Genomic DNA, 12,291 nt, shown 5'->3' on the forward strand with positions numbered 1-12,291 from the left:
TCTAAAAATAAAAAACCTCAGCCAAAAATGCTGAGGTTTTCAATTGGTAATATTTTTATGGTTAATCTCCGTTGCTAGGATTACCTACATGTGTCATAGCACATCGGAAACCAATATCATCAGTCGATTTATTCTGATCCATATAGCGGCGTGCACCCGGGCTTAACCAGTAAGGACGGTCTTTCCAGCTACCTCCTTTATATACCCGGACTTTGTCGGTAATGCGCGGTGCAAATTGTCCGGCATTAGCTTCATACATGTCTTTCGAAGTGCTGTCAGTCTTATTCGTTTCGGAGTTCCAATCTTCTGAATCTTCAATTCTTGATTGGTAATCACCGTCTCTGAAATTTCTGACATCTGCTACCGTATCGACTATGAGTCGGCCATAATCATCTCGCATTAGATTGCCATCGGCATCCCTTTTATATTTTGTATATACGTTTCCACGAAAGGGTTGGAATTCTGCTTCGTCCTCTGTTCCATAAGGCCGATATACATCCTGCACCCATTCGTTTACGTTTCCGGCCATACAATAAAGTCCGTAATCATTAGGCCAGAAGGCTGTTACAGGTGCAGTGATGTCATAAGCATCATTTAGTGCTCCGGCCATACCCATCATATCTCCCCGGCCTCGCACACTATTGGCCATCATTTCGCCACGGTGTTTTTTCTGGGTATTTCTAATTTGATCTCCATTCCACGGATAAATCCGACGATCGGTTAACAGTTCTCCATCTGTATTTCCAATCAAACCAAGCGCTGCGTATTCCCACTCAGCTTCGGTGGGAAGGCGATAGTTTGGCAGAAGCAAGCCGTCTGACTTGTTTACGCGGCGAGTGGCTCCATCCTTTGAATAATCTTTCATCGGATTGTCACCTTCTACTCCCTGGTACAGACCATTTAAATAAGATTCAGTGGTAAATACGTTCTGACCTTTTTGAGACAAATCATCTGTCAATACTCCTTCGTTAATAAGAATACGCTCATTAACGCGGTCAGTTCTCCACTTACAATATTCAGTTGCCTGAACCCAGCTGACGCCTACTACCGGGTAGTTGCTGTAAGCCGGATGACGGAAATAGTTCTCCAGATAAGGCTCATTATAAGCCAGCTCGTTTCTCCATACCAATGAATCGGGAAGAGCTTCTGCATATTTCTTTTTGTCATCGGGATATACCCTTTTTATCCAGTATAAATATTCGCGCCAGTCAATATTCCGAACTTCTGTTTCGTCCATGTAAAACGAAGCAACTGTTACTCTTCTTGGTGAGTTATTCCAATCATACATAACATCCTGCTCAACACGCCCCATGGTGAAGGTTCCTCCTTTTATGAAGACCAATCCCGGACCTGTTGCTTGATGGTATCCCGCTTGGTATTCAAAACCACCGTTATCCGGGTCGTTATATGCCCAGCCGGTAGTGGAAGAAACTCCTTTGTCCTTGCTTTTTATGAGACTACAGGAGCCAAGTAATAGAAGACTAATCGCCAATAACGGAATTAATTTCAATCTCATGATGTGTATAATCGTTAATGATTTTTCCTTGGTGAACACAAATATAACTGAAAACCCGCCTCACTTATTGTCTGTCGGGAATAACTTTTTTACTAGTCGTATGATATTGCGACAAATATATATGTAAAATGTTACGATTGAAGAAAATTGCGTTCTTTTGTCTTGTTCTAAATATTTGATTTTCCAAAAAAACGTTGATATTGTAATTGATTTCTGTTTTTCAGTCAGTTTTGGAATTCAGAGAGCCTAATTAAATACTTGTTTTTGCCCGACCACAATGTATAAAATATTCCTTTTCATATCAATTTTTCTAATCAGCTGTCATATTTATGGTGAACAGCTTGATGTAACATTGGCATGGTACAAAAAGAGTGACGCTGTTTTACCAACATTCTCAGGAGCAAGATTTGATGATGTGCAGCCGGATATTCCATTTTGGTCGGAAATGATACCGGTGAATGCCGCGAATGTGAATGCTGAGATAGTGGTTGAACAATGGAAATCTATTCCGGATACGGGAGCAATAAAAAAATACGCTTTCCCTGATACCTTGTCTTTTTCAAGTAAAGTTGTGATTGCTTCCGGAACGAAATTTCTTCAGTTGCGATTGTCGCCTTTCGTCAGGAAATCAGGAAACATTCAGTATGCTTCTCAATTTCGTGTAAAATATTCGGCCTTGCCGGAATTAAAAGCAATCGGTTTGTCGGGAAGTACAGCAGCTCATTCGGTATTGGCTTCGGGTACGTGGAAAAAGGTGAAAGCGAAGAGGCAGGGAATACATAGTATCACTTATGCTGCTCTGAGAACCATGGGATTTCAAACGCCGGCCGATGTGAAGATATACGGAAATTTATCGTACATGCTGGACCGTGTCAATCGGCCTGACTCACCCGATGATTTGGTTCCGGTTCCGTTTTACACGGGAAAAAACACGGCCGGGGATGATTGTCTGTTTTTTTATGCACCGGGCTCGGTGAAATGGACCTACGACGCATCCACCGGCTTGTATCAGCATCAGCTGAATTCTTTCGCCCCCGATTATTCTTTCTTTTACCTAACGGAAAACACGCAAGCTGCTCCTCAAATACCAAGCGAAACAGTTGCTGGCACAACTGCCGACACTGTCGTTACGCAATATGATTTTCACGATTTCTCGGAAAAAGAAGAAAATAACCTGATTGAATCGGGACGTGAGTGGTTTGGTTCGGCCATGACCGGAACGGCTTCTCAAAGCCTGAGTTTTGACATCCCTAACCGGGTGGCTTCGGAGCCTGTTTCTTTCCAAATGGTTGCTGCAGCCAGGACAAAGGACGGGTCTTCCTTATCCGTACAGGTTAATGGCACAACGCTCGCCGATTTTCAATTTAGTGCCTATCAGACATACGAAAGCGCTGACTATGCTGATTTGCAGGAAAAACAATTCACATACAATGGCACCGTTACACAGTTGAATGTGGCAGTGCAATCTTCTGCGGGAGGAACCGACCAAACCTGGCTGGACTACGTCCGTATGCAGGGGCGGGCGAATTTGGTCCTTTCGGGAAGTGAGCTGATTTTCCGGGACAGTCGTTCGGTAAAAGCAGATCGTACTGCCGAATTCAGCCTATCGGGAGCCGATTCTCAAACCAAGGTATGGGATGTGAGTTCCCCGTTGACTCCTAAAGCAATGCAAACAACCTTTGATGGAAGTCATCTGAATTTTCTGACTTCGACCGATAGTTTGCGCGAATTTGTTGCTTTCAATCCTTCTGCTGATTATCCGGGAGTTGAGTTCGTTGAAGACGTTGCCAATCAGGATTTACATGGAATGGACGCAGGCGAAATGCTTATCATTACTCCGGAGGTATTCCTGTCGCAAGCCAATGAGCTGGCCAACTTTCATCGGCAACAGGATGGAATGAATGTTTCGGTTGTTCCGGTAGAAAAAATTTACGACGAGTTTTCCGCCGGAATAAAAGATGTTACTGCCATCCGGAATTTTATCCGGGCGTGTTACAGGAAAAGCTCCGGCACTCCTTTGAAGTATGTGCTGCTTTTCGGAAAAGGGACGTATGATAATATACACGATGTGTCGGATGAAAATCCGGATTATATTCCCACCTGGCAGTCTGAAAATTCAATCAATCCTGCCTTGTCGTTTGTGTCGGATGACTATTTTGGATTGCTCGATGATGGTGAAGGAGAATATAATGGTGCGGTTGACGTAGGCGTTGGTCGGATTCCTTGTATCTCGCAAGCTGAGGCAACGGCGGCGGTTGATAAGATCCTCCATTATGCATCGACAGCAGGTTTGGGTGAATGGCGCAACGTTTTGTGTTTTATTGCTGATGATGAAAATGGAAATCTACATATGCGCGATGCCGAGCGTTTGGCCGATCAAGTGAACACGGATTATCCTTCGTTTTACACTGATAAGATCTATTTTGATGCATATCCTCAGGAAACAACACCTGACGAACGTTACCCCGGAGTTACCGCTGCGATTAATGATCGCGTCAAGCGTGGTGTTTTAATTATGAACTATACGGGACATGCGAATGAGGAGGGGTTGGCTCACGAAAAAGTATTGATGAAACCGGATATCGATGCCTGGACCAATTACGATAAACTTCCGGTTTTTGTTACCGCGACCTGTGAATTCAGTCGCTGGGATTATACAAATAAGCAGTCGGCAGGAGAACATGTTCTCTTTAATCCGAATGGTGGTGGCGTAGCATTGTTCTCGACCACGCGTCTGGTTTATTCTTCAGCCAATTATCAAATCAATAAAAGCTTTTTCAATCACGTATTCGAGCAAGATCAAAACGGGAAAAATCTGCGAATGGGAGATGTTATCCGGTTGTCGAAAATCGATAATGGCGGAACTATCAATTCGCGAAAGTTTGCATTGCTCGGTGATCCTGCGTTACGGCTTACCTATCCGCAATATCATGTTGCAACTACCGAGATAAATGGGCAGCCGGCAAGTGAGTTAACCGATACAATCCATGCGCTGGATGTCATTAAAGTAACTGGTCAGGTGGGAGACATAAAAGGAAACCGGCTATCTAACTTTAACGGCGATCTATATCCGATAGTTTATGATAAACAAACAACCGAGCAGACATTGGGCAATGCGGGACAGACACCCTTCGATTATGTTGTTCAGAATAACGTGTTATACAAAGGGAAAGTCTCAGTGACTGATGGCGCTTTTACTTTTTCGTTTGTTGTGCCAAAGGATATCAATTATCGTATCGATAAAGGAATGATACGCTATTATGCCACCGACGGAACCATCGACGGTCACGGATATTACAACCAGTTTGATATAGGTGGCGCTTCCACCGGAACGATAACTGACGCTGCCGGCCCCGATATCCAGGTTTATCTCGATAATGAACAATTCCGTTCGGGTGATGAAACGGGAAAGAATCCGTTGCTGATTGTCAAGCTAGGGGATGAAACGGGAATCAACACATCGGGAACAGGTATCGGACACGACTTAACTGCTACGCTCGATGGTGATGAGCAGAACCTGATCGTACTCAACGACTTATTTCAGGCCGACCTGAATTCATATAACAGCGGAACCGTCAATTACCAGTTCAGCGACTTGTCAAATGGTGTTCATACTTTGAAAATAAAGGCCTGGGATGTTCTAAATAATTCGTCGGAGAAGGAAGTGGAATTTAAGGTGAACACCGGATTAAAGATAAGTCACGTATATAATTATCCGAACCCGGTGAAGAATGAAACGCATTTCGTTTTTGAACATAACCAATATGGTGATTTGTTTGATGTTACCGTTTCTATTTACGATTTGCAGGGACGTTTGGTTGACCGAATGGATAAATCGGTTCTATCCGACGGATTGGCTAGTAATCCAATTACATGGAATCCTTCTTCGCGTGGTATTTCCCTGCCTAAAGGGATCTACATCTATCAGATTTCAGCTACTTCTGCAGAAGGATTTTCAGCTTCCCGGAGTGGAAAAATGTTGATTTTGCATTAGAAACATAAGTTTTAAGATAATTTTTTATTATGAAAAGCGTTCCAGTATAGGAATGCATTTTGAAAACAAAAGCTTATTTTTGTGGACATTAATGTTTTTACTTTACCATTTTCTATGAGAAAACTGCTTGTTAGCCTAATTGTTATTGTCGCGTTGCTGGAAACAGCGAAAGTATCAGCGCAGGAAACCATAACCGGTCAGGATGTTAAGGCAAATCCGATTACAACGGCCGTACCCTTTCTGACAATTGCTCCCGATTCCAGGCATGGTGCCATGGGGGATGCAGGTGTTGCTACATCTCCGGATGTAAATGCCCAGCACTGGAACGCTTCGCAGTATGCATTCATGGAAAGCTCATTCGGAATCGGGGTTTCTTATACGCCATGGTTACGGGATTTGGCTGACGACATCAACCTGGCTTATGTGGCTGGTTACTATCGTTTGGATAATTTGCAGACTGTTAGTGCTTCACTGCGGTATTTCTCATTAGGTAGCATTCAGCTCACCGATGCTCAGGGACAACCTATGGGCAGCCAAAATCCAAATGAATTTGCTTTCGATGCCGGTTACTCAAGAAAGCTTTCCGATAACTGGTCGGGTGCTGTTGTGTTGAGGTACATCCGTTCCGACCTATCAGGTGGAGTGGGCGATGAAACTTATTCTCCTGGTAATGCATTTGCAACGGATGTGTCGTTTTATTACCACACAGCCTGGAAAGACAGTCGTCAGAGAAGAGAAATTTCTGCAGGTATCGATATTTCCAACGTCGGGTCGAAGATTTCATATGATCAGGGGGAGACGAAAGAGTTTCTTCCGGCCAATCTTCGTTTAGGTACCGCTTTCTCTATGGATCTGGATGAGTACAACTCATTGACGCTGACAGCTGATATCAATAAGTTGCTGGTTCCGACTCCTGCCGATACGGTTTCGGCAACTGATTCCGGAAACGGAACAATTATCGTTACACCGGGGTATGGTTCGGATAAATCCGTTATCAGTGCTGTATTTTCCTCATTTGGTGATGCACCCGGAGGTTTTAAAGAAGAGTTGCAGGAGGTCATGGTATCGCTGGGAGCAGAATACTGGTACAATAAGCAGTTTGCTTTGCGCGCCGGGTATTTTTACGAGAACCAGAATAAAGGTAACCGAAAATATTTCACGGCAGGTGCAGGATTGAAAATGAATGTGTTTGCCTTGGATTTCTCTTACCTTCTTCCGACTGAACGAAACAATCCGTTACAAAATACGTTACGTTTCACATTGTCATTTGATTTGGATGCGTTCCAAAAAACTCAACGGTAGTTGTTTATGGATTATCGTGTTGGACTCGGCTACGATGTTCATCGGCTAGCTGAAGGAGAGGAGCTGTGGCTTGGCGGAGTGCGGATTCCTCATCACAAAGGAACAGTGGCTCACTCTGATGGCGACGTTTTGTTACACGCCATTAGCGATGCCATGTTAGGAGCCGCCCGTTTGCGTGATATTGGTTTTCATTTTCCCGATACATCGGAAAAGTATAAGAATGCTGACAGCAAAGTGCTGATGGCGGAAGCCTACCGGTTGGTCAGGGAAAAAGGATACCAGATTGTCAATATCGATTCGACTATTGCCGCACAAAAACCGAAGTTGATGCCTTTCATTCCTTCGATGGAAAAGAAAATTGCGGAAGTGCTTGGAATCGATGAAGACAATGTCGCTGTGAAAGCGACAACCACGGAAGGTCTTGGACCTGAGGGACGCGAAGAAAGCATCTCGGTGCAGGCTGTTGTGTTGTTACAAAAACAAATTTAATAAACACGGGAACAAGGGTGTTTCCGTTTAGCATTATTACGATCTTATGCATTTTGAAGAATTGGTAGAAACCGAAGCACTGGTATTATTGTATTTTACCGGCCCCAACTGTTCGGTTTGTCATGTACTAAGGCCGAAAGTTGAAGCCATGGTACAGAGTGAGTTCCCGAAAGTAGCTTTTCGGGTAGTGAGTTTGGATCAGGAACCTGAATTAGCTGCGGCTTTTTCAGTTTTCACCGTTCCGACAGTAGTCTTCTTTGCCGAGGGAAAAGAAACTTTCAGAAAAGTTCGTGCTTTTTCTCTCGATGAACTAAAAGGTGATATGGCCAGAATTTACCGGTTCTTTGAGGATTAATAACCGGTAAATATCGTTTCGTATTGTGGTTCATATTTTAATTAATGTTTTTTTATCTCAGTAATTTTTTTTAATTTGTTTATCTAAACCCAAAGTTGTGATACCAATTTTAAAACCCGCTTAACCAACCGTGCCCAGAGGTAAGTTAGTTTATATAACCCTATTATTGGGATTGGTCTGTATACCCCTAATTTTGAGCGCCAAACCCAGTGTCGAAGAAGTTGACAGTCTTGTGCAAAAGCTTTCTTCCGTTTCGGAGAAAAACAAAGCAGAGCTGCTCAACAAAATTTCTTTTGCCTACCTCTATATTGACTCCAAGAAAGCCCAGGATTACGCAGAACAAGCTCTTCAACTGGCCATTAAACGAAAGGACCGGAAAGAGGAAGGTACTGCTTATGTGGCAATGGGAAGTAATTACTTTCTGAAAGGAGAATTCGAAGCATGTCTGCCGCTTTTGAAGCAAGGGTTGATGATTGGAAAGGACCTGAACGATAAAAAACTAATTACGAACTCCCTCAATTCACTCGGCTCCTACTACAACAAAATTGGCGATTTTAAGAAGGCGATGGATACGTATGACGAGGCTCTAACGTATTTGAAATCGCCTAAAGACGATTTGGAAATCGCAACAATCGACTCAAACCTCGCTGGTTTGTATTCCACTTCCGGAAATTATGTAAAGGGGATGGAGCTGTTCATGAAGGCTCTGAAAATCTTTGAAACCAAGGGGACAAAAGAGCAGGTCGCGCGGATCAAGAACAACATTGCAGTTGCATACCACGATTGGGGAAATCTGGATAAAGCTCTCAAGTACTACAATGAAGCGCTGGACGTGTATCGCGACTTAAACCAACTCTCCAACGAGGCCATTCCATTGAACAACATTGGTGAGATTTACAAGGATCGGGGTGATTACGAGAAGGCGATTGATTATTACCGGCAGTGTTATGGTATTGGTATAATGCTTGATAATAAGCAATTTGAAAGTATCGGTATTCTAGGAATGGGCGAGGCTTTGATTAAGCTCAACCGGATTGATGAAGGTGAGCAAAAAATACTGGAAGCGAAAGCCAAATTCGAGAGCATGAATTACGTGGAAGGTTTGGCACATGTTTATTATAATATGGGATTGATTGCCGATGCCCGAAATCAAGCAGACCAGGCCAGAGCTGATTTTCAACAAAGTATCGATTACGCCCAGAAGCTGCATATTATTGACCTATTGGAGAAAAATTATGCGGCACTGTCACGGCTGGTTGCATTGTCCGGAGATTATCGTCGTGCTTTTGAACTCTACAATACCTATTCAACGATTCGAGATTCGGCTTTCAATGAGAGCAAAGCCAAGTTAATAACGGAGATACAGAGCCGTTACGAACTGGATCAGAAACAGAGCGAGATTGAGATTCTCACCCGCGATAATGCCATTAAGGATTTGGAGTTGGGGCGAAAGCGCATACGTTTCAATATCATGCTTGGAATCATCTTGGTTCTGGCAGTTTTCTCGGCGTTAGTTGCAACGTTGTATACTACTAAACGGAAATCCAACTTGTTACTTGAATTAAGTAACGAACAAATTATGCAGCAAAAGGATGAGCTGGAGAAGCTTAATGTCACGAAGGATAAACTGTTGTCAATTATTGGGCACGACCTTCGCGGGTCGATTGGGGCATCGAAAAGTATGCTCCATCAGCTGATCAAAGAACCCGATGTTTTTCCGCCGGAAGAGCAGGAGCAAATCAAAGAGGAATTGTACCGGCTTTCGGAGAATACTTACGAGTTACTCGAAAATCTTCTTTCCTGGGCGAAAAGCCAGCGCGGCTTGAAAATCTTCAAGGATGCCAATTCTATTCGTCGACTGGTTGATTCTAATCTCGAACAACAGCGTTTCTTTGCGGATAAGAAGAATATCGAGCTGACTTCCCAACTGACCGAAGACTGTATGGTCTACTGTGACCGGAACATGATCAATATGGTCATCCGGAATTTGTTGTCGAACGCCGTTAAGTTTACTCCTGAAAAAGGGAAAATCACCATATTCGGGCATCGTGCGGGAAACAACTATCGCGTCTCCATTAAAGATAATGGTGTGGGTATTCCGGCCGAAAATATCTCCCGTATTTTTGATTCGCGTGAGTTCTTCACTACTTATGGTACCAACAGTGAAAAAGGTTCCGGCCTTGGATTGATTCTCTGTAAAGAATTTGTCGAGAAGAATGGCGGCGAAATCAGCGTAGAATCCGATTTAGGACGTGGTACTACCTTCTCATTTACATTGGTTGTAGCTACCGGCGTCAATAGTTCCTCAGTGGAAATAACCCCGGAAAACGGTAAACCGGGCCGCGGAAATCCCTCAATCGGATAAAAAAACTGCCCGAACATTCATCCGGACAGCTCTCTTTCAAAATTCCTGTTACTCTTATTTATTTTTTGAATTGCTTTTCGATAAGGTTGTCGTCAGCAACATTGGGCAGTGTTACTTTCAGGTTGGGATTTTGCTCCATGGCGCGTTTAATAGCAAAAATAGCCGGCTCATTTCGGGCCCACGAACGGCGCGAAATTCCGTTATTCACATCCCAGTGAAGCATCTGAGTTAGCCTGCGATCGCACTCTTCCGAACCATCGAGTAACATACCGAATCCACCATTAATTACTTCGCCCCAACCAACGCCACCGCCATTGTGCAATGAAACCCAGGTTGCACCGCGGAATGCATCGCCGATGACATTTTGAACGGCCATGTCAGCTGTAAAGCTGGAACCGTCATAAATATTTGATGTTTCGCGGAAAGGTGAATCTGTTCCCGACACATCGTGATGATCGCGGCCCAGCACAATCGGAGTGGAAATTTCACCGTTACGGATGGCCTCGTTAAAGGCGGCTGCGATTTGTGTGCGGCCATCACAGTCGGCGTAAAGAATACGCGCCTGCGAACCGACTACCAGCTTGTTCTCCCCTGCTTCGCGAATCCAATGAAGGTTGTCTTCCATCTGCGATTTGATTTCTTTTGGCGCTTCCGCAGAAAGACGCTCCAGTACTTTGGCAGCAATGGCATCCGATTTTTCCAAATCTTCTGGTTTACCGGAAGTGCAAATCCACCGGAAGGGACCAAATCCATAGTCGAAGAAAAGCGGGCCCATGATGTCTTCCACGTAGGACGGATAGCGGAAACGCCCGTTGCCTTGCATCACATCGGCTCCGGCACGTGAAGCTTCCAGCAGGAAGGCATTCCCGTAGTCCCAGAAATACATTCCGTTGGCAGTCATTTGATTGATGGCTGCCACATGACGGCGCAGTGTATTTTGAACTTCATCCTTGAATTTGTCCGGATTTTCGGCCATCATTTTGTTTGACTCTTCCAGTGTCATTCCTACCGGATAATAACCTCCGGCGTATGGATTGTGCAGAGAAGTCTGGTCGGAGCCTAGTTCAACCGGAACTCCATCTTTGGCCAGGCGTTCCCATAAATCAACAACGTTTCCCTGGTAAGCGATGGAGACAGCCTCCTTGTTACGGCTGGCCTGAAGCATGCGGGGAATCAAATCATCTAGGTCAGTATATACTTCGTCGACCCAGCCTTGTTCGTGCCGCACCTGTACCGCTTTGGGATTGATTTCGGCGACAACACCAACGCATCCGGCAATAACGGCAGCTTTGGGTTGTGCTCCCGACATACCGCCCAGCCCGGACGATATAAATATTTTGCCGGCAATTCCTCCTTCGGAATGAATGCGGGCCGCATTCATTAAGGTAATCGTCGTTCCGTGGACAATTCCCTGCGGACCAATGTACATGAACGAACCAGCTGTCATCTGTCCGTATTGGGTAACGCCAAGCGCATTCATTCGCTCGTAATCATCTTTCGACGAATAGTTAGGAATGACCATTCCGTTTGTCACAACGACTCTCGGTGCTTCTTTGTGTGATGGGAATAAGCCCATCGGGTGACCGGAATAGAGCACCAGCGTTTGTTCATCCGTCATTTCCGAGAGATATTTCATCGTCAGACGGTACTGTGCCCAGTTTTGGAATACGGCACCGTTTCCTCCGTAGGTGATCAACTCGTGCGGATGTTGTGCCACAGCTTTATCCAGGTTATTCTGAATCATCAGCATGATGGCAGCAGCCTGTTTCGATTTGGCAGGGTAGTCGTTGATAGAATGTGCATGCATTTTTATATCCGGACGAAAACGGTGCATGTAGATCCGTCCGTGGGTTTCCAGCTCCTGCGCAAATTCCGGGGCCAGTACCTCATGATGTTTTTGTGGAAAATATCGCAATGCATTGCGAAGAGCCAGCTGTTTTTCCTCGTTGTTTAAGATTTGTTTCCGTCTTGGAGCATGGTTGATATTTGGATCGTGCGTTTTGGGTTCCGGCAGGATATCCGGAATTCCTTCGGTTATGGATTTCACAAACGTATCGTTGGTCATAGTTTTCGTTTTAATTTTCTGACAATAAAATTACAATGTGGGGGAACATTAAAAAATGAGGAAGGGCATGTTTAATAAACGCCCCGTTAGAGGGCTATTTTTTCTCAGGTGTGCCAATTCGGCAGGTGTTGGTTTGCTCGGAAGGTGTTCATTATTATGTTGTTTGTGGATTGCGTCTGACATCCATTAGTACGGACTGGATTTT

At 44.5% G+C, this 12,291-nt stretch carries 7 protein-coding genes; 5 read left to right on the forward strand and 2 right to left on the reverse strand.

Annotated features, from left to right (window positions below; all coding sequences use genetic code 11):
• Positions 1–61: 61 nt before the first annotated feature.
• Complete coding sequence (locus tag GJU87_RS20915; RefSeq protein WP_153641241.1) at positions 62–1,516, reverse strand: SUMF1/EgtB/PvdO family nonheme iron enzyme; 1,455 nt, start codon at positions 1,514–1,516, stop codon at positions 62–64.
• A 352-nt stretch (positions 1,517–1,868) separates the two neighbouring features.
• Here GJU87_RS20915 and porU point away from each other — a divergent pair, with 352 nt between their 5' ends.
• The 5 genes from porU (at position 1,869) to GJU87_RS20940 (ending at position 10,021) form a co-directional block, all read left to right on the forward strand.
• Positions 1,869–5,510 (forward strand): type IX secretion system sortase PorU, encoded by a 3,642-nt coding sequence (porU, locus tag GJU87_RS20920; protein WP_194831605.1) that lies wholly within the window; start codon positions 1,869–1,871, stop codon positions 5,508–5,510.
• Positions 5,511–5,624: 114 nt separating this feature from the next.
• Positions 5,625–6,812 carry a type IX secretion system outer membrane channel protein PorV gene (gene porV / locus GJU87_RS20925; protein ID WP_106543209.1) on the forward strand — a complete coding sequence of 396 codons (1,188 nt, stop codon included), beginning with the start codon at positions 5,625–5,627 and terminating at the stop codon, positions 6,810–6,812.
• A gap of 6 nt (positions 6,813–6,818) precedes the next feature.
• The gene (ispF, locus tag GJU87_RS20930) at positions 6,819–7,301 is read left to right on the forward strand and encodes a 2-C-methyl-D-erythritol 2,4-cyclodiphosphate synthase (RefSeq protein WP_153641243.1); all 483 of its coding nucleotides are present in this window, start codon (positions 6,819–6,821) and stop codon (positions 7,299–7,301) included.
• A gap of 46 nt (positions 7,302–7,347) precedes the next feature.
• Entirely contained in the window at positions 7,348–7,656 is a 309-nt protein-coding gene (locus tag GJU87_RS20935) for a co-chaperone YbbN (protein WP_106543133.1), read from the forward strand.
• Positions 7,657–7,849: 193 nt separating this feature from the next.
• Positions 7,850–10,021: a tetratricopeptide repeat protein gene (locus GJU87_RS20940; RefSeq protein WP_153641244.1), complete on the forward strand. Its 2,172-nt coding sequence runs from the start codon at positions 7,850–7,852 to the stop codon at positions 10,019–10,021.
• A 58-nt stretch (positions 10,022–10,079) separates the two neighbouring features.
• Here GJU87_RS20940 and GJU87_RS20945 read toward each other — a convergent pair whose 3' ends face one another.
• On the reverse strand, positions 10,080–12,086 hold the full coding sequence (locus GJU87_RS20945; protein WP_153641245.1) for a urocanate hydratase: 2,007 nt from the start codon (positions 12,084–12,086) through the stop codon (positions 10,080–10,082).
• Positions 12,087–12,291: the final 205 nt, after the last annotated feature.

The organism is Prolixibacter sp. NT017 (assembly GCF_009617875.1).
In the GTDB taxonomy this organism is placed as follows: Bacteria; Bacteroidota; Bacteroidia; order Bacteroidales; family Prolixibacteraceae; genus Prolixibacter.

What these genes read in the sequence shown, in the direction of transcription:
- ispF (WP_153641243.1), top strand. Translation starts at nt 6,819, where the DNA reads ATGGATTATCGTGTTGGACTCGGCTACGATGTTCATCGGCTAGCTGAA.
- GJU87_RS20915 (WP_153641241.1), bottom strand. Translation starts at nt 1,516, where the DNA reads ATGAGATTGAAATTAATTCCGTTATTGGCGATTAGTCTTCTATTACTT.
- porV (WP_106543209.1), top strand. Translation starts at nt 5,625, where the DNA reads ATGAGAAAACTGCTTGTTAGCCTAATTGTTATTGTCGCGTTGCTGGAA.
- GJU87_RS20945 (WP_153641245.1), bottom strand. Translation starts at nt 12,086, where the DNA reads ATGACCAACGATACGTTTGTGAAATCCATAACCGAAGGAATTCCGGAT.
- GJU87_RS20935 (WP_106543133.1), top strand. Translation starts at nt 7,348, where the DNA reads ATGCATTTTGAAGAATTGGTAGAAACCGAAGCACTGGTATTATTGTAT.